An 18,945-nucleotide genomic window follows, 5' to 3' on the forward strand; every position below is an offset into this window, starting at 1 on the left:
TGCCACGACAGCAAGTTCAGCATCACCGACGCCAGCGTGCGGGCGGGTCCCGGACGCCAGCGTGCGGGCGGGTCCCGCCAAGAGCCCGCTGCCCGAGAAACCGATCACCGTCCAGGGCGGCAGCATCTCGGCCGCCTAGCAGCGTGCCCGGATGGCCTGGATGACTGCCCCGGTGAACGCACGCGTGCCCGCGGTGCCGCCGAGGTCGGGCGTGGTGGTCCCGGCCCGGATGGTGTCCGCGACGGCGGTCTCGACGAGTTCGGCGGCGCGGCGCGGTCGCGGGTCGCCACGGCGGGCGGCCAGCCAGTCCAGCAACATCGCGGCCGAGAGGATCATCGCCGCGGGGTTGGCGATGTCCTGTCCGGCGATGTCGGGGGCCGAGCCGTGGACCGCCTGGGCCATGCCGTGGTCGGCCGAGGTGTTGATCGCCGGCGCGATGCCCGGGGAGCCCGCGATTCCGGCGGTGAGGTCGGAGAGGATGTCGCCGAACATGTTCTCCGTGACGATGACGTCGAACTCGTGGGCGCGCCGCAGCAGGTGCACGGTCATCGCGTCGATGTGGTAGTCGTCCACGGCGACCTGGTGGTACTGCCCGGCGATCTCGTGGCAGACGTCGCGGAACAGGCCCGTGGTCAGCCGCAGGACGTTGGCCTTGTGCACGATGGTGACCTTGTTCCGGCGCCGGGTGGCGAGTTGGAACGCCGCGTGCGCGATCCGCTCCACCGCGGGGCGGGTGATGATCGCATGGGCGATGGCGACGTCGGGAGTGGGCATGAACTCGCCGCTGCCGGTGTAGGTGTTGCGGTCGGCGTAGAAGCCCTGGGTGTTCTCCCGGACGATGACGAGGTCGGTGTGCTCGACGATCGCCGGTGCTCCGGGGAACGCCTTGGCGGGCCGGATGTTGGCGAACAGGTCGAAGTGCTTGCGGATGGTGCCGCTCGGGTTCAGCTGTGAGCGGTGGGGCTCGGGGTAGGTGGCGCTGTCGTGCGGGCCGAGCAGCCACCCGTCCAACCCGGCCAGGGTCTTGAGCGTGACGTCGGGCAGTGGCGTGCCGAACTCGTCGATCGCGAGGCGGCCCAGCGGCAGCGGCACCCAGTCGATGGGATCCGCGCCGGTGGCCACGATCGCCGCGTCGGCCACTTCGACGGCCGCCGGCACGATCTCGGGCCCGATGCCGTCCCCGGCCAGGACGCCGAGGTGATAGGTGTGTCGCATGGTCAGGTCGTCCTTTCGCCGGTCAACAGGATGGCGTAGCCGTCCTCGTGACGCGAATGACCAGGCACCCGGAGCGAGCGCTCGCCGACAAGGGCGCGTGCCTGGTATCCGTCGAGAGATGCGCGTGGTAAACCACTCACCCGTGAGGTCGTGTCAGTTTTCCGAGCCTTTTGGACGAGGCATTCGTTTCGATGATCCGGACAAGCGGGACACGTCCTTTGCGGCGGCCGGTGCGCACTTCCGGGGCGAAGGACCGCGCGCGGGCCGCCACATCCGGCTGAAAAGCCGGCCGCAACGCTTCGGTGAGGGAGCCGGCACCCTTGTGCGCGGCGCCGATTCCGAGGTCCTGGACACGCTGGGCGAAGTAGTTCTGATCGTAATGGTGCGGCACGACGACCTGGGGCACGCCGGCGAGTGCGGTCGTGGTCGGGGTGCCCGCGCCGCCGTGGTGCACGACGGCGGCGACGTGCGGGAAGAGCGCCCGCAGGTTGGCCTCCGTGATGGCCAGGCAGTCCGGCTCGTCGTCCACCGGCGCTCCCCGTGAACCGATCGTCGACAGCAGTGCCCGCATCCGGAAATCTCCCGGTGGCCCGAAAATGGTGACCGTGCACCTCGTCCGGGCCGGTCCCGGCGCGCAGACCTGCGATTACGGCTCTCCGGGGAGGTCCTGCCGCAAGTCACGGTTGAAGGGGAGAGGGAAATCCCTTGTTTTTCTTCCAGCCGATTTCGCTGCGGGAAAGCGCTTTCCCCAGAGATGTATAACGATCTATACGGCGCGACCTTGATCCGACTCAGACGCTACGCAGCACCGAAACAACAATGCCCAGGACAACGGCACCATCGCCGTCGATCACTTCGTAGGCCGGGTTGCGCGGCTCGAGATAGACGTGGCCGTTGCGGCGGCGGTACACCTTGACCGTGGCCTCGCCCTCGATCATCGCGGCGACGATCTGGCCCGAATGGGCCTCGGGTTGCTGCCGCACCACGACGATGTCGCCGTCACAGATCGCGGCGTCGATCATCGAGTCGCCACGCACACGCAGGCCGAAGACGTTGCCACGACCGGCGAGTTCGCGGGGCAACGTCAGCACGTCGTCGACATGTTCCTCGGCCGAGATGGGAACGCCTGCGGCGATGTCACCGACGACGGGCACGGTCACCGAGCCGTCGGCGTGCTCCCGCGCCTGCTGTTCCCGCAGGAACATCCGCACGTCGATGGGCCGGGACACCGCGGGACCGCGGCGGAGGAACCCCTTCTCCTCCAGGCTCGTCAAGTGTTTCGACACCGACGACGACGATCGCAGGCCAACGGCATCGCCGATCTGGCGCGTGCTCGGCGAATACCCGTGCCTGACCACCCAGTCCCGGATCGCGACCAGGATCCGCTGCTGACGTGGCGGCAGGGCCGAGGTGTCCAGGTGTCCGAGATCGTCGTAGGCGGTCACCCGCCGCATCGTAGAGGCAGACCCCGGTGACCGGGGAGGCAACCCGGACAAGCACGGATGGCGCGAGTGTGCGGCCAACTCGGGCCAAACGCGCAAAGATTGTCCCTGCGGAGTATCCGTGATCACGCTGGTCGAACTTTTCCGGCCTTTTGGTCGTCTAGCATTAGGTGACGAGTAGTTCGAGGACGGGCCGGTTCCTTTGGCACTGCGCGCTGGCGGGGGCTGTCATCGTGGGAGCCGCAGGTGGCTACGGCTACTCCGCGCGGCAGCAGGTGAACGCCGCGGGGCGGCAGGTTCGGGTCGAGGTGCGGGAACAGCCCGCGAGCCCCGGTGGCGCGGACCAAGCCCGGTCGACCACGCCGCCGCCTCCTCCTCCGGCGCCGAAGCCCGTCCTGCCGTTCAACGCCAAGCTGAGGTCCGAGGACATCCCGGTTCCCGGCGGCGGCGTGCGAGACGGTGGCTGCAGTGGAGCGCTCATCCATCCCCAGTGGATCATCACGGCCGGACACTGCTTCCACGACATCAACGACGTGCGGGTGGGCGGGCAACCGCGCTATCACATGACCGTGACCGTCGGCAAGATCAAGGAAAGTGATCCGGGGGGCCACACGGTGCAGGTGGTGGATGTCCGCCAGTCACCGCTCAACGACCTCGCGGTGGGGAAACTCAGCGCCCCGATCACCGACATCGCTCCGCTGACCCTGCCCGAGGGGAAACCGCCGGTCGGCCAGCGTCTGCAGTTCGCGGGCTGGGGTTCGACGTCGGCCACCGTCATCACCTCGTCCGACCACCTCAAGCGTGGTGAGTTCACCATCTCGAAGATCAACGCCTCCACGCTCGAGGCCCTGCCGGTCGTGCCGCGGACGGTGGAGAACAGCCCGTGCCGCGACGATTCCGGCGCACCGTTCTACACCTCGAGCGATGATGTGCACGGCCAGCTGGTGGCCACCGAGGTTTCCGGGCCGTCGTGCCCTCAGGCCGGCACCGAGATCCTGGCCAGGGTCGACGTCGTCGCCGCCTGGATACGCCAACAGTTAGAAGACGGCGAACCCTAGCCAGCCCGCGAGTCGGGTTCCCGCGACAGGCGAGTCGGTCTTTGGTGACAGGCGAGTCCGGCTTTCGCGTCCCGCGAGTCGGGCTCCCGCGACAGGCGAGTCGGGTTCCCGCGACAGTCCAGCTTTGGCGCACGCTGAGTCTCCCTCGCGCACGAAGAGGGAACTCAGGTGTCGCGACGGCCGGACTCGCCTGTCATGGGAGCCCGACTCGCCCGTCACCAAAGCCGGACTCGCCCGAACTGAGAGCCGGACTCGCGTGTGATAGGTGCAAAGCGCCGCGCACTCGTACCCGAGGTCGGGTGGATCATGGACTGGAGGTGGTTAGCGGGCGGGAAATTTCCGTTGACACGCGCTCGCGGTCCTCCAAGTGGATCACCGTCGAGTGGACGTTCACCATCGGCTCGAAGGGCAAGGCCGCGTTCACCGTCCGCAACGGGACCGGTTCCGGCGCACCCGTCGCCGCCCAGGGCAGCATGTCGAACGTGAACATCCCGGACCAGGGTGACTACATGCGCCCCAAGTGGGGCGTCTACCGGTCCGTCGAGAGCGCGTCGCCGGACATCATCGACACCTACCTGCTCTTCCGGAACTACTGGGCGGCACGGCAGTAGGGAACTATTCCCGCCAGCCGCTGAGTTCCACGCCCTTCGCGACGTCCACCCGGTAGGACAGCGTCACCTCCCCGGTCCCGCCGGACGGCAGCGCCAGCCGCCAGGTGAACTCGCCCAGCGCCGAAGTTTCGGCGGGCTCCGGGCTGGTCCGCACATCCCGCACGGTGATTGTGTCGTCGCGGGAGACCGGAGCCTGGTCGAGCACGGTCACGACGGCTTCGCGCGGGCCGTGGTTCGCCACGGTGATCTTGTACTCCGCCTCGCGGCGTTTCTGCCCGGACAGCGTCGCCTTGCTCGCGGTGCGGCGGACAAGCTCTCGCTCGACCCGGATCCGGTCGTCGACGCCGAGCGCGAGTTCGATGTCCTCGCCCGGGGCCCAGGCGTCCAGCCGGGTCGTGCCGACGAACTCGGCGTCGTGGAACACCGACGCGCGCCCGGGCCGAAGCGCGTGCTCGGAGGTGTTGACCACTTTGGCGCGCAGGTACGCCTCCTCTGCCAGCACGGGCGCGGTGACGTACCCGAGTTCCGCGGTCAGGTCAAGCCGGGCGAGCGTCGTACGGTGGCCCTGCGCGCCCGAGGGCACCGCGACCGGCCACGACGGCCGGTAGGTGACCGCCGTCGTGCCCTGTTCGGCCTCGGCCGGTTTCGGTGCCATCGCGGGCGCGGCAAACCGTTTCATCCCGGCACCCTCGGGCACGCTGCCTGGCGCGGCTGCCACCATCGGGCGGATCGGCTGCGCGCGGTCGAGGTACCAGGGCCGGAGTTCGGGCACCACGACGGTGTTCGCCGGGCGCGCGGTGGACAGCGCCAGCTCGCACTCCGGCCAGTCCTCGCCGGTGTGCTGGTTGACCAGGCCGTACGAGGTCACCGTGACGTCGGTGCCGTGGACCCGGACGTCGTAGCCCGGCTCCCAGCTCGCACCGGGGACCACATAGGACAGTTCGAGCCCGGCTTCGCCTTCGGGCTCGGTGATCTCCAGTTGGACGACCACGCTCGTACTGTCCTGTTCGGACTGTCCGCTGTGCGCCGCGATGCGGCGGTCGAGCGCGGCGAGGTCCTCGCGCAGCCGGGCGAGCCGGTCCGTGAGCCGGCGGCGGGCCTTCAGCGCCTCGGCGAGCCGGCTTCCCAGCGCGTCGGTCACTTCGGCGACGCGGTCCGGCTCGGCGGTTCCAGCGGCCAACGCCTTCGCGAAGCTGTTGCCACTGCGTTTCGCGAGCGACGTCAGCAACTCCACTTTCATCGCTTCCGCCGCTTCGTCGTCCGAGAGGGCGTCGATCGTCGCCTGGTCGGCGCGTCGCTGCTCGGTCAACGCGCGCAACGGCGCGTCGGCCGGTTCGGCGTGGCGTTCGGTGCGGACGTCAACGCCGGCGATCAGCGCCGGCCCGGTGCCGGTCACGCGCACCGATGCCGGGTCGAGGGTGAGCGGCAGTCCGGCGAACGTCAGTGCTGTCTGGGGGCCGGCGTCGAGGCGCGCCCGGCCCCGGCGGGTGACACGGGCATGCCGCGGATACACGGTGACGGCGACGATCGGGGCTTCCACGGTCGGCATGGGCCCGACGTTAGTCTCTTGACACCTCGCCGTGCGGAACGGAAGTGTCTCCACTTGCCTGCTTCGCCCGGCTTGGGGGTTTCGAGTGAAGGTCGCACCATCCGCAGTCCTGCTCGCCGCGGTCCTCGCGCTGCCGCTGACAGGCGTCGCCGAGGCCGTTGCGACCGGGGTGCCGCCGACGCCGGTGTTCACCGGCGGCGAGGCGCAGCCGGTGTTCGATCCGGCCGACGTGATCCGCGAGGACGTCTGGGTCAGCGCACCGGTCGACAGCGACCACGACGGTAAGGACGACCTCGTGCACGCCCAGGTCGTCCGGCCGCGCGCCACGCTCCGGGGCATGAAGGTCCCGGTGGTGTACCAGGCCAGCCCGTACTACGCGGGTGGCAACGACGTCGCGAACCACGACGTCGACGTCGAGTTGTACGTGCCAGGACACGGGCATGGCCCGGAAGGCCCGCGCGCGACCGCGAACGGTGTCGGGCCGGCTGTGCTCTCTGGCCCCTCCCCGATCACCTGGCGGTACCAGGACTACTTCACCGCGCGCGGATTCGCCGTGGTGTACGGGGAGTCGCTCGGCACCGGGCTGTCGACCGGGTGCCCGACCACCGGCGATGTCAACGAGACGATCGGCGCCAGGTCCGTCGTCGACTGGCTCAACGGCCGGGCGCACGCGCGCGACGCCGCCGGTGCGCCGGTGACCGCGCGCTGGAGCACCGGGAAGACCGGCATGATGGGCGTGTCCTACAACGGCACGTTGCCGAACGCGGTCGCCGGCACCGGCGTCGCCGGGCTGGAGACGATCGTGCCGATCGCGGCGATCTCCAACTGGTACCAGTACTACCGCAACGAGGGCGCGGTCGTCGCGGCCGGCGGGTTCCAGGGCGAGGATGCCGACGTCCTCGCCGAATACGTCTACACCCGCGCCGACCGGCAGATCTGCCGCCCGGTGATCGACGGGCTCACCCGCGACCAGGACCGGGTGACCGGCGACTACACGCGGTTCTGGGATGTCCGAAACTACCGCGACGACGTTGGCAAGGTACACGCCTCGGTGCTCGCCGTGCACGGCCTCAACGACTGGAACGTCAAGACCGACCAGGTCGCCGAGTGGTACGAAGCGTTGAAGGCACACGGCGTCGAGCACAAGATCTGGCTGCACCAGTCCGGGCACGCCGACCCGTATACGCTGCGCCGTGACGCCTGGCTCTCGACGCTGAACAAGTGGATGTCCCACTACCTCCACGGCGTGGACAACGGCATCCAGAACGAGCCGAAGGCGACGATCCAGCGCGAGGACCTGTCGTGGACCGACGAAGCCGACTGGCCCGTCGCGGGCACGACCGACGTCCGCGTGTACCCGTGGCCGGGCGGCGGCGTGAAGGGCACGATCGACACGCGCTATCCGGTGCCGGGCAGAGCGGCCGTCGAATCGCTGACCGACGACTCGAGCAAGACGATCGAACAGCTCGCGGACGCCGCGTCTTCGGGAAACCGCTTGCTGTACACGACTTCCGCGGCGAAGCAGGCGGTGCGGCTTTCGGGGACCGTGCGGGCGGACCTGGCGCTGTCCTTCGACCGCCCGGCCGCGAACGTCACGGCGGTGCTGCTCGACCGGGCACCGGACGGCACGTCGCACGTGATCAGCCGTGGCTGGGCGGACCCCCAGAACCGCGCCGACCCGTCGCGCACGCAGCCGGTGATCCCGGGAGAGCGCTATCACATCAAGGTCGAGTTGATGCCGAAGGACTACGTTCTGGCGGCGGGCCACCGCCTGGAGTTCCTGCTGGCGTCGAGCGACTACGACTACACGCTCCGGCCGAAGCCGGGCGCGGGCCTGGCGCTCGATCTGACGCGGACGTCGGTGACGCTGCCGGTGACCGGTGGGAAGCCCGCCCTGCGCGCCGCGTTCGGATAGTCCCGATGCGGCTCTCTACGACGGGTCGCGGAGACGGGGGAGGCGTTCGGCGGCCGGCGTGTCCGTGATGAGCGTGAGGGCGGCATGCTGCGGCCTCGGTTTCTGCCACATGACCCACTTCGGGGGTGCTCATATGAGCACCTCGTGCAGGGTGGCTGAACGCGCGGCGTGCACATCCCGTACCCGATCGTTGGCCGGGGAAAGTGGACGGTCGGCGATCGCGTGGCCGTCGGCCCCTCGTCGTTCTGTGGCTACTGTGGACCGTGGGCACGCCCGGCTCTCGTGGAAGCCACCGCGGCGAAGTACTGCACCGGAGCGGTCCGAACACCTAGGGTCAGGGCATGAAGGTCGGTCTGCTGACCCGCGAGTACCCGCCGGAGGTCTACGGCGGCGCCGGGGTGCACGTGGAGTTCCTCGCCCGTGAACTGCGTTCGCTCGTCGATCTCGACATCCACTGCTGGGGTGCCGGCCGGGAGGGGGCGCACGGCCATCGCGACGCGCACGGCTACCGGCAGCCGGCGTTCGCCACAATGGACATCGCGATCTCCATGGCCGACGCGCTGGCCGGGCACGACCTCGCGCACAGCCACACCTGGTACGTCAACCTCGCCGGTCATCTCGCGAAGCTGAACTACGGCATCCCGCACGTGCTCACCGCGCATTCCCTGGAACCGCTGCGGCCCTGGAAGGCCGAGCAACTGGGCGGCGGCTACCGGATCTCGTCGTGGATCGAGCGCACCGCCTACGAGGCCGCCGACGCGGTCATCGCCGTGAGCGAGGGGATGCGCCGCGACGTGCTCGAGGTCTACCCGGCGATCCCGCCGGAGCGCGTGCACGTGGTGCACAACGGCATCGACACCCAGCTGTACCAACCGGTTTCGGCGACCGGCGCGATCAGCGCCCGCGGTGTCGACCCGGCCAGGCCCTACATCGTGTTCGTCGGCCGGGTGACCCGGCAGAAGGGCGTGCCGCACCTCCTGCGCGCGGTCGCGTCGCTGCCCGAGGACCTCCAAGTGGTGTTGTGCGCGGGTGGGGCCGACACCCCGGAGCTGGACGCGGAGTTCCGCGGCCTGGTCGAGCGCCTGCGGGTGACCCGCACCGGCGTGCACTGGATCCCGGAGATGCTGCCACGCGACGAGGTGGTCCAGTTCCTCACCCACGCCACGGTTTTCGTGTGCCCGTCGGTGTACGAGCCGCTCGGGATCGTGAACCTGGAGGCCATGGCCTGCGGCACCGCGGTGGTCGCGAGCGACGTCGGCGGAATCCCCGAGGTCGTGGACGATGGCGTGACCGGCCTGCTGGTCCACTACGACGAGAACGACCCCTCCGCGTTCGAGGCCGGGCTGGCCGGGCGCATCACCGAGCTGGCCGGCGATCCGGGCCGCGCCAAGGAGATGGGGACGGCCGGGCGGGTCCGGGCCGTCGAGGAGTTCGCCTGGGCCGCGATCGCGGCCCGCACCCTGGGGATCTACGAAGCGATCGGGAGGTCGTCGTGAACGAGGCATCGGATGTGCTGGGCATCGTCCTTGCCGGGGGCGAGGGCAAGCGGCTGATGCCGCTGACGGCCGACCGGGCCAAGCCCGCGGTGCCGTTCGGCGGAGTGCACCGGCTGATCGACTTCGTGCTGTCCAACCTCGTGCACGGCGGGGTCCGGCGGATCTGCGTGCTCACCCAGTACAAGTCCCACTCGCTGGACCGGCACATCAGCACGACGTGGCGGCTGTCCTCGCTCACCGGCGAGTACGTCACGCCGGTTCCGGCGCAGCAGCGGCTGGGGCCCCGCTGGTTCCAGGGCAGCGCGGACGCGATCCACCAGAGCCTGAACCTCGTCTACGACGAGTGCCCGGAGTACATCGCGGTGTTCGGCGCCGACAACATCTACCGGATGGATCCGCGGCAGATGATCGAGGCGCATGTCTCGTCGGGCGCCGGGGTGACCGTGGCGGGCATTCGCGTGCGTCGCGAGGAGGCGACCGCGTTCGGCGTCATCCAGACCACCGACGGCACCAAGATCGACGCCTTCCTGGAGAAGCCGGAGGACCCGCCGGGCCTGCCAGACGCGCCGGAGCAGGCTTACGTGTCCATGGGCAACTACGTGTTCGGCGCACAGGTGCTGGTGGACGCGCTGAAGGCCGACGCCGAGAACACCGCCTCCCACCACGACATGGGCCGCGACATCATCCCCATGCTGGTCGCCAAGGGTGACGCAGCGGTGTACGACTTCGACCAGAACGTGGTGCCGGGCGAGACCGACCGGGACCACGGCTACTGGCGGGACGTCGGGACGATCGACAACTACTACGAAGCGCACTGCGACCTGATCTCGACCCACCCGATCTTCAACCTCTACAACCGGCGCTGGCCGATCCTGGCGCATCCGGGGCAGCGTGCCGCCGCGAAGTTCGTCGAGGGCGGCACGGCGAACCAGTCGATCGTCAGCAACGGCTGCATCATCTCCGGCGCGCAGGTCGTCGAGTCGGTGCTTTCGCCCGACGTCTTCATCGAAAACGGCGCGGTGGTGCAGGGTTCCGTGTTGCTGGACGGTGTGCGCGTCGGCGCCGGGGCGGTGGTGCGGCGGGCGATCCTGGACAAGAACGTCGTCGTGCCGCCGGGTGCGCACATCGGCGTCGACCTGACCCGCGACCGGCAGCACTACCACGTCAGCCCGGCCGGGATCGTCGTGCTGGGCAAGGGCGAACGCGCGATCTAGCCCCGACTCCTCCGGCGAGTCCGATACTCACGACACGTGAGTTGCCGGCGGAGTCCCACCAAAGCCCGACTCGCCTGTCGCGGGAGCCCGACTCACCCGTCACCAAACCCCGACTCGCCTGTCACCAAAGCCCGACTCGCCTGTCACCAAAGCTCGACTCGCCTGTCGCGGGAGCGCGACTCGCCTGTCGCGAGACGTGCGGGAAATCGGGTAATCCCAGACAGCGCCGCGGACCGCGCCATACGCTGATCAGCATGAACAGATTGGGGCTCGCCGCAGTGACCGCGGTAGTGGTCGCGCTCGGGCTGTCGCTCGCGCTCGGCCTGCTCGGCGGAACCCCGACGGGTGCCGGCGACAACGGCGACGGTTACCGGCTGTTCTGCGGCGCCGGGCTCGTCCCTGCCACCCCGACCCACGCCGCGAGCTGGCAGGGCGGCGTGGTGCTGGACTTCGGACGCGGTGCGCCTTGCCCGGATCCCCAGCCGTCCAGCGCCGGGATCATTTTGAAGGCCATCGTGGGCGGGCGCGGCGCGGTCAGCCTGACCGAGCTCGGCTGGCTGTACACGCTGCTGATCTTCCTGGTTACCCTGGTCACGGCTCGGGCGTTGCTCGTGCATGGCCGGCGGCGACTGGTTTTCCTGCTCCCGCCGCTGATCCCCGTGCTCGAACCCGACTTCGCGCGGATGTTCATTTCGACGTTTTCCGAGCCCGCCGGACTGTTCGGCGCGTACACACTGCTGTGCGGGGTCGCCGTCATCGCCGCGACCGGGATCGAGGACGGTTTCGCGCGGCTGTCCGCGCTCGCCCTCGTCGCCGTCGGCGGGGTGATCGCGGGGCTGGCGAAGGTTGGGTTCCTGCCGTTGCTCGTGCTGGCCGTGCTCGTCTGCGCGGTCACCGGCGCGCGGCTGGGCCGCGGCCGGTGGTGGTCCGGCCGGATCGTCGGCCCAGCGCTCGCCGTCCTGCTCGTGGTCGAGACCATTTGGCCGATCCGCGCGAGCCTCGCCTGGCAGGACCGCAACTACGCCGAAGTCAACGCGATCAATGTGGTCTATACCCTTTCTCTGGTCGAAATACCGGGCACGGCGACCGCTCTCGGCCTGCCCGCCGCCGCGCGGGAGAGTGTGGGCCACGCGTTCTACCCGAAGGGACCGGACGAGCTGATCGGCGCCGACGCCGTGAAGAACGACCCCGACGGGATCAGGAACAAGGTCTGGGGGATGTTGCTCGCCCGGCCGGCCGTGCTGGCTCGCGCCGTGGGGATCGCCCTGCAGTCGACCTACGGCCGGAGCCTGCCCTACCTGTCCGACGAGCCATGGACGCCGGCGAGTGTGCCGCCGCGGAACTTTGGCCCGGTCAGTGGCGATATGGGCGGCGACCAGAGCACGTTCCGGCAATGGCTCGACGAGATGAGCCCGCCGTGGTGGCCGTCCTTGCTCGTGCTGCTCGGCACGGGCGCCGCGGCGGTCGCGCTGTCGCGGCGGCGGTGGACGACCCGGTACGGCATCGTCGCCGGGGTGGCCACGACAAGCGCGCTCGGTATCGCGGTGATGGCGGTGGCCGGCGACGGGTACTACGAGATCGCCAAACACGTGTGGCTGGCCGCTTACCTGCTCGACGTCGCGGCGCTGTCGTTGTGTGTCGTGGTCGTGCCGGTGCTCGTGCGGTGTGCCCGAGACCTGCGGGAACGCCGCCGTCGCCGGGTCGCCGTCGCGGCCGGTGAGCCGGCCGCCCAAGTGACGACCCCGGTCAACTCGCCGTCGACCGGGTAGCCGATGTGACCGTCCACTATGGATGGTGACCGTCGCCGGTACTAGTTTCGGATGAACAAAAAAGACATCATATATCAGGTACGGTGTATAAGACCGGATGCTGGCGTCCGGACGGTCGACGAATTTCGCTCGCAAAACCCCGATCGTCACCGGGTTCGGCCTCAGCGCCTGCATTCACCGCGCCTTTCGGAGGAGTGGGAGTTCACCTTCGACGCGCACGCCTACCTGTGGGAGCCGTGGCAAGCCGTCGATCTCGGCGCCGCACCGGCCCCGAACCGGCCGCTGTTTTCCGAGGAACCGCCGCGCCCGGAGCACATCCCCGCATGGGCCGGCTCCGTTCGGAGATCACGGTGCCGCTGGCGACCGGGGAGTCCCTGTACACCCCGCACGAGTTCCTCGCGTTGCTGACCGCGATCGGCACCGACATCATCCAGCCGGACATCCGCGTCGTCGGTGGCCTGACGCACTTGGTGAAGATCGCGCCCATCGCCGAAGCGCACTACGTGCCGGTGGCACGGCACAACCCACTCGGCCCGCTCGCGACCGCCGTGAACCTGCACTTCGCCGCCGCCACCACGAATTTCGCCGCCGCCATCACGAATTTCGGCGTTCTCGAGTACAAGCGAGTACAAGTTCGACGACGTTTCGTGGTGCCCCGACCCGTACCTGCCGTCGCCGGGTACCTCGAACTACGCCCGGGCCCCCGGGTTGGGGCATCGAGATCGACGAAGCCACGCTCGAAACCGACGACTGGGTCACCTGGACCCGGCGGGTGCCGGTCCGTCCGGACGGTTCGACCGCGTGGATGTGACCCAGGTTCCTTCGCCGTGGGAACCGGCCCCACGGCGTTGCGGCCTGGCCTAACCTGCGAGGTTGTGACCGAAGCTGGGGAAGAAGAGTTGGACCTGCTCGTCCTGCGCGGCCTTCAGGACGACGAGGTCCGCGCGGCCATGCGGGAGGAGCACGTTTCCCCGCCGGAGATCCTGTGGGCCGTCGCGAACGACCCGGCCGTGCTCGGCCGCCTGCGCACGGAACGCACCGGTTACCTTCGCGATCCCGACCGCACCATCGAAGTCACGGCGCGGATCCGCGACGATGCCCCGTTCGCCGGCGTCACGCTGCCCACCGCGGGTGGTGTCGCCGGTTCCGTGGCACTGCTCGCCTTCCTGGTCACGTGCCTCGCCGTGCTGTTCGGGTGGGAAAACCCGCCGGCCTGGACGCAGGCGGTGAGCGCGATCGGATTCTTCGGCGCCCTGCTGCTGACCACCCGCCTGCTTCGCCGGGCGGCCCCGAACGCGATCGGCCTGCTGAGGTATCTCGCCGATGCCGAATCCAGGATCTGGCGCAGCTACGCCGTGCAGGAGATCGTCCTGCCCGCGCTGCGCCGTGCCGTCGCCGAACAGCGTGAGCCGGTGTACCGCACGGAATGGGTGGTGCGCGCGGTCCGCGACCTCGACGCCGAAGGCACCGCGGTGCTCACCCCGGCCAGAATCCGGCTGTGGAAGACCATCGACCGCTCGTCCACCGGGGCGATCGCGCTCGCCGGCCACCGCGGGGCGGGCAAGAGCACGGCGATCGAGCAGGTGGCCGCCGGCCGGCCGGGCGAGCGGTCCCCGCTGACCGTCGTCGCCGCGGCCCCGGCGAGCTATGAGGCCCGGGATTTCGTGCTCTACCTGCACACCTTGCTGTGCAACGGGGTCCTGGCGAAGACCCAGGACTCGATCGGGCAGCGGCTGGAGGCCACGGAAACCTCGCGCGAACGAGCGGCCCGGGTGGCCCGCTCGACTTTTCGTTGCCTGCTCGAGGTGGTGTTCGTCGCCCTTTCCGGAACCTTCGCCTGGGATCTGTCCATCGGTGCCTTCGCCGCTGATCTCGGCCCGATCGTCGCCGGATTCCCCCATTCCCTTGGCCGTGTCTTCGCCGGCCGGAGCGGCTGGCAGATCGCCGTGCTGATGCTCACCGGGTTGGTGGCTCTGCACTTTTCGGTGAACGTCGCCGGTTTCCTGTGGCGAGCCCTGTGTGCCGTGCTGGCGGGTTCGGTCCGGCTGCTCCGCGATCCGGGCAATTTGCCGCTCCGCCGGCTGCGCCGGGAAGCCCTGCGGCACCTGCTGAGAATCCGCTTCCTGCAGACCTACACCACCGGCTGGTCGGGCAAGCTCACCTTCCCGATCAAGGGCGAAGCCGGCCTCACCCGGTCCGTCCAGAAGGCCGAGCAGCAGCTCACCTACCCCGAGGTGGTCGACGCGTTCCGCACCTTCGCGGCGGACGTCGCGAAGGTGCTCAGCGAGGAGCGGGTCGCCGACCGGCTGATCATCGCCATCGACGAACTCGACAAGATCGGCGAGCCGGAAAAGGCCCAGGAACTGATCAACGATCTCAAGGGAATCTTCGACATCCCGGGCTGCCTGTTCCTGGTGTCGGTCTCGGACGACGCGATCATCGCCTTCGAGCGACGCGGAATCCCCGCCCGCGACGCCTTTGACAGCGCTTTCTCCGAAATGATCCGGATCGAGCAGTTCACCCCGGAATCCAGCCGCGACTGGATCGGCTCGCGGCTGCCCGGCCTGCCGGAACCATTCCGCGTGCTGTGCCACTGCGTCTCCGGCGGGCTGCCCCGTGACCTGCGGCGGTACGTCGACGAAATGCTCGACATCGTCGACGGCGCGCAAGCCCCCACCCTGGCTTCGGTCACGAACGAGCTCATCCGGCGGGAACTCGATCGGAAGGCGCCCGCGTTCGCCGGTGCCGCGCGCACCATCGTCAGCTCCGCACGACGGTCCGAACTGATCGCGGACCTCGTGACCATCCCGACCCTGCGCGCGGACGCCGAACTGCTCAGGTTGGCCGCGAAGCTGGCGTCGGCGGGCGAGGGGGACCCGGCGCTGGCGGACCTGGGCTGGGAAACCGGCAGCTACCTGCTGTTCTGCACGACGATCCGCGAAGTGTTCACCGACGCGGTGACCGAGGATCTGCTGTACGGCATACCCGGCGGTGAACCGCAACTGCTCGCGATCGCCCGCCAGCAGATGGCCTTCGACCCGCGGGTGTCGTGGCGGCTGCTCACCGAGTTCCGGGCCGCCCGTGGCCTGACCTCGGTCGCGGCGGGCACGCACGCGATCGACCGGGCCATGCTCGAAAGCGAGATGCCCGATCTCGCCGAACGTGCCCTGGCCGAGGCCACCACCATCGCGGTAGTGGGGCTCAGCCGCGACCCGGCCAAGGCGGCGCATTCGGTACCCGGGAACCTGAAGGCCGCCGGGTTCCGGATCATCCCCGTCCACCCGTGGGCCGACGAGCTGCTGGGCGAGAAAGTGTACCGGTCGCTGACCGACATTCCCGGGCCGGTGGACCTGGTCGACGTGTTCCGGCCGGCGGAGGAGGCGCCGGGCATCGCCGAGCAGGCCGTCGCCATCGGGGCGAAAACCCTGTGGCTGCAACAGGGCATCGTGTCGCCGGAAGCCCGCCGGATCGCCGTCGAGGGCGGGCTCACCTACGTTGAGGACCGCTGCATCGCCGTGGTCCGCGCGATGGCCCGCATCACCCGCACGTAACGACCACCCGGTTTCGTCGCGACGCCGTTTCCTGACCGGTCCGGAGACCTCTCGTTTCCTTTCGGCTACGAGGGGCCGACTGCTCAGCGCGGCGTGGAGATCGGCAACCGCTGAACCGAAGGCAATCTTCGTTCGTGTATGCGGAGCGCGATTAGAAGCCCTTGTCAGGTCTGGAAGGAGAGCGCCGATGGACCATCCGCTCGCCCATGCGGCGTTCCGGGTGTCGATCTTCATCGCCGCCATCGGGTTGGGTGGCGCCGCGTTGACCGCCGTGGTCGGGGTCGTGCTGCTGGCCGTGCCGTCCGCGACATCCGCCGCGACGGCCGGGGCGAAGGCGTGTGGGAAAGGGGATGTCGTGCCTTCCGGCGACGGCGAATACCTCGCGCAGAACAACGTGTGGGGTGCCGACACGGCGCAGTGCATCATCGTGGGGGACCGGTCGCTCACCGTGGACGTCGCGGAGCACGACCGGCCACCCAACGGCGATCCCGCGGCCTATCCCGCGCTGATCAAGGGCTGTCACTGGGGGAAGTGCTCGACGGGCAGTGGCCTTCCGGTCCAGGTCGCCCGGATGCCCGGGGTGATGAGCGACTGGGCGAGCAGGCAGGTCGATTCCGGCATCTACAACGCCGCCTACGTGGTGTGGTTCCACCGCAGCCCGGTGGCGGCGGGCACGCCGGACGGCGCCGAACTGATCATCTGGCTGAGCAGCCACGGCGGCATCCGGCCGGGCGGAGTCCGGACCGCCACCGCGGTCCCGCTCGCCGGAGCGACCTGGAACGTCTGGTTCGAACAGGCGCAGGGCCGCAACCGGATCGTCTACCAGCGCATCGGCGACGTTTCGTCGGTCCAGGGTCTCGACATCCGCGCCTTCGCGATGGATTCGGTGGGGCGCGGATGGATCCGGCCCGAGTGGTACCTGATCGGTGTCGAGGGCGGCTTCAACCTCTGGAGTGGCGGGGCGGGCAACGCGATCGAGCGGTTTTCCGTGTCGGTCGACGCCGCACGCCTGCCACCCGCGGGAACACGATAGGCTTGGTCGCCGTCGATCCGGGTCGCCGGCCTCGACAGGAGGAAGCGTGTACCCGATCGGCCGCCGGAGTTTCATCGGCCGGGCCGGGCCGGTGCCTTGGCGCTGGTCACGTCCGCGCTGGTACTACCCGGCACCGCCGGCGCCGATACGGCCACAACCACGAATCAAACCGGCACCAAAAATGGCTACTACTATTCATTCTGGACCGATGGTGGCGGGTCGGTCTCGATGACCATGGGGTCCGGTGGCGGCTATGGGACCTCATGGGCCGACTGCGGGAACTTTGTCGCCGGTAAGGGCTGGACCAACGGCGGACGCCGGACTGTGCCCTACTCGGGGAGCTTCAATCCGTCCGGCAACGGATACCTTTCGCTCTACGGGTGGACGTCGGACCCGCTCGTCGGGTACTACATCGTCGACAACTGGGGCACTTACCGGCCAACGGGCACCCACCAGGGCACGGTGACCAGCGATGGTGGTACGTACGACATCTGTCGGACGACGCGACACAACGCCCCCTCCGTCGAAGGCACTCGAACCTTCGACCAGTACTGGAGTGCCCGGCAGGTGAAGAAGACGGGCGGAACCATAACCACCGGCAACCACTTCGACGCCTGGGCCCGGGCCGGTATGAATCTGGGCAGCTTCAGGTATTACCTGATTCTCGCGACAGAGGGATATCAAAGCAGCGGGAGCTCCAACATCACGGTGAGCTGAGGGATATCTCGCTTCGAACGCCCGAAACATTCAAAAAGGCCCTCGGCAAGATGGAGGACCACGGGCTGCCGAAACCCGACCACGAACCACTGTCCGCGCACCCCTCGGTCAGCGCCGACTTCCTCACCAAGGCCGGTTCCGGTGATTTCACGTGCGTTCGGCGAGATCGGCCGTCTGGACGGGGACGCCGTGGTGTGCGTGGACGGCACCCGGATCGAGGCCGACGTGATCGTGTGCGCGACCGGATACACGATGTCCTTCCCGTTCTTCGACGATCCGGCGTTGCTGCCGGATGAACAGCACCGTTTCCCGTTGTTCAAGCGTATTGTCAAGCCCGGAATCGACAACCTGTACTACGTGGGTCTGGCGCAGGCCTCGCCCACGATCGTCAACCTCGCCAAACAGCAGAGCAAGCTCATCGCCCGGCACCTGACAGGTCGCGACGCGCTGCCCGGCGTCGAGGAGATGAACGCAGCCATCGCGCGCGACGAGGACAAGCACCAGTACTACCGCGCGCCGCGCCACACGAGCCAAATTGACTTCGCGCGCTACGTAAAGGATCTGCACAGGTGCGGCCAACGCGAACGCCTACACCGGTTCGGTCACCTCCTCGCGGCGCGCCCGAGGGCTGCCAGACCGGCACCGGTCAAGGGCGCTTCGCGGCCTCCGGCAGACTGGTCGTCCACTCCTGGACACACGGGACGCCAACCGCTTCGTAACCGGCTGGCCGAAGCCGGAAGCGTCGCGGATTCCCATCGCTGGATCTAGTCGCGCGCGGCCGCCCTGACCTCGTCGAGCACCCGCCGCAGGGGGTGGCCGGTGGCTTCCGCGGCGGACTTGGCTTCCTCGTACTCGGGCTGTGTGGTGATCACGGCACCGTCGAAATAGCCCCGTTTCACGCTGACCGGGAAACCGTGGTAGTCGATGGTCACGCTGTCTCGCGGCAGGGCACGCCGCTCGACCGGGTACAGGCGCACGCCGAGGGTCGAGGTGTGGGCGAAGATCGCGGCGCAGACGCCGTCGACGCGATCGTCCGGCGCCAGCACGGTGAGGAGGATTCCCGGCCGTCCCTTCTGCGCGGTGGCCGGGGCGCACCAGGCGTCGGCGCCGCCCGCGGCGCGCAGGGCGGTCAGCACATCCGGCCACAGCCGGGGATCAAGGTCGTCGACGATGGTCTCGATGACCGTCATGGTGGTGCTGACCAGGGCCGGTGCCGAGTGCGTGTCGTCGCCGATCACGACGCGCACCACGTTGGCGTGCCCGGGCGGGTCGGCGGTGCCCGCACCGACGCCGACCGTGACCGGCACGCAGGCGGGCATCGGACCGTAGCCGCCGGCCAGCGTGACGAGCAGCGCCGCGCCGGTCGGGGTGCACA

15 protein-coding genes and 1 pseudogene are annotated in these 18,945 nt (G+C 69.2%); 11 read left to right on the forward strand and 5 right to left on the reverse strand.

What is annotated here, in order from left to right; translation table 11 throughout:
- Positions 1–135: 135 nt before the first annotated feature.
- The 3 genes from VJT49_RS29725 to lexA all read right to left on the reverse strand — a co-directional run bounded on the left by VJT49_RS29725 (position 136) and on the right by lexA (position 2,660).
- Positions 136–1,215, reverse strand: coding sequence for an isocitrate/isopropylmalate dehydrogenase family protein (locus tag VJT49_RS29725; protein WP_324168277.1), 1,080 nt, complete (start codon positions 1,213–1,215; stop codon positions 136–138).
- A 136-nt stretch (positions 1,216–1,351) separates the two neighbouring features.
- Positions 1,352–1,786, reverse strand: coding sequence for a glycosyltransferase (locus VJT49_RS29730; RefSeq protein WP_324168278.1), 435 nt, complete (start codon positions 1,784–1,786; stop codon positions 1,352–1,354).
- A gap of 220 nt (positions 1,787–2,006) precedes the next feature.
- Positions 2,007–2,660 (reverse strand): transcriptional repressor LexA, encoded by a 654-nt coding sequence (lexA, locus tag VJT49_RS29735; RefSeq protein WP_324168279.1) that lies wholly within the window; start codon positions 2,658–2,660, stop codon positions 2,007–2,009.
- Between the two features lie 230 nt (positions 2,661–2,890).
- Here lexA and VJT49_RS29740 point away from each other — a divergent pair, with 230 nt between their 5' ends.
- Positions 2,891–3,715: a S1 family peptidase gene (locus VJT49_RS29740; RefSeq protein WP_324168280.1), complete on the forward strand. Its 825-nt coding sequence runs from the start codon at positions 2,891–2,893 to the stop codon at positions 3,713–3,715.
- 299 nt (positions 3,716–4,014) lie between these two features.
- Positions 4,015–4,326: a hypothetical protein gene (locus VJT49_RS29745; RefSeq protein WP_324168281.1), complete on the forward strand. Its 312-nt coding sequence runs from the start codon at positions 4,015–4,017 to the stop codon at positions 4,324–4,326.
- 4 nt (positions 4,327–4,330) lie between these two features.
- Here VJT49_RS29745 and VJT49_RS29750 read toward each other — a convergent pair whose 3' ends face one another.
- Positions 4,331–5,875 carry a mucoidy inhibitor MuiA family protein gene (locus VJT49_RS29750; RefSeq protein ID WP_324168282.1) on the reverse strand — a complete coding sequence of 515 codons (1,545 nt, stop codon included), beginning with the start codon at positions 5,873–5,875 and terminating at the stop codon, positions 4,331–4,333.
- Positions 5,876–5,960: 85 nt separating this feature from the next.
- Here VJT49_RS29750 and VJT49_RS29755 point away from each other — a divergent pair, with 85 nt between their 5' ends.
- From VJT49_RS29755 to VJT49_RS29795, 9 genes and pseudogenes are all read left to right on the forward strand, one after another.
- Positions 5,961–7,790 carry a Xaa-Pro dipeptidyl-peptidase gene (locus VJT49_RS29755; RefSeq protein ID WP_324168283.1) on the forward strand — a complete coding sequence of 610 codons (1,830 nt, stop codon included), beginning with the start codon at positions 5,961–5,963 and terminating at the stop codon, positions 7,788–7,790.
- Between the two features lie 341 nt (positions 7,791–8,131).
- Positions 8,132–9,286 carry a glycogen synthase gene (gene glgA / locus VJT49_RS29760; protein ID WP_324168284.1) on the forward strand — a complete coding sequence of 385 codons (1,155 nt, stop codon included), beginning with the start codon at positions 8,132–8,134 and terminating at the stop codon, positions 9,284–9,286.
- Positions 9,283–10,500, forward strand: a complete 1,218-nt coding sequence (gene glgC / locus VJT49_RS29765) for a glucose-1-phosphate adenylyltransferase (RefSeq protein ID WP_324168286.1) — start codon at positions 9,283–9,285, stop codon at positions 10,498–10,500. Before glgA ends, glgC begins: the two co-directional genes overlap by 4 nt.
- 254 nt (positions 10,501–10,754) lie before the next feature.
- Entirely contained in the window at positions 10,755–12,269 is a 1,515-nt protein-coding gene (locus VJT49_RS29770; protein WP_324168287.1) for a hypothetical protein, read from the forward strand.
- Positions 12,270–12,592: 323 nt separating this feature from the next.
- A pseudogene (locus tag VJT49_RS29775) lies at positions 12,593–12,961 on the forward strand (enolase C-terminal domain-like protein); the annotation flags it as partial.
- A 2,451-nt stretch (positions 12,962–15,412) separates the two neighbouring features.
- Complete coding sequence (locus tag VJT49_RS29780) at positions 15,413–15,820, forward strand: CoA-binding protein (RefSeq protein ID WP_324168292.1); 408 nt, start codon at positions 15,413–15,415, stop codon at positions 15,818–15,820.
- A 187-nt stretch (positions 15,821–16,007) separates the two neighbouring features.
- Positions 16,008–16,853: a GH12 family glycosyl hydrolase domain-containing protein gene (locus VJT49_RS29785; protein ID WP_324168288.1), complete on the forward strand. Its 846-nt coding sequence runs from the start codon at positions 16,008–16,010 to the stop codon at positions 16,851–16,853.
- Between the two features lie 96 nt (positions 16,854–16,949).
- Positions 16,950–17,570 (forward strand): glycoside hydrolase family 11 protein, encoded by a 621-nt coding sequence (locus VJT49_RS29790; RefSeq protein ID WP_324168289.1) that lies wholly within the window; start codon positions 16,950–16,952, stop codon positions 17,568–17,570.
- A 198-nt stretch (positions 17,571–17,768) separates the two neighbouring features.
- Positions 17,769–18,338, forward strand: a complete 570-nt coding sequence (locus tag VJT49_RS29795) for a hypothetical protein (protein ID WP_324168290.1) — start codon at positions 17,769–17,771, stop codon at positions 18,336–18,338.
- On the opposite strand, the gene larC is transcribed toward VJT49_RS29795, so the two are convergent.
- Positions 18,335–18,945: nickel insertion protein (larC, locus tag VJT49_RS29800; protein WP_324168291.1), on the reverse strand; the 611-nt coding region annotated here is incomplete at its 5' end. The two genes, VJT49_RS29795 and larC, sit on opposite strands and share 4 nt — an antisense overlap.

Origin of the sequence: Amycolatopsis sp. (genome assembly GCF_035276945.1) — a bacterium.
Taxonomy (GTDB): domain Bacteria; phylum Actinomycetota; class Actinomycetes; order Mycobacteriales; family Pseudonocardiaceae; genus Amycolatopsis_E.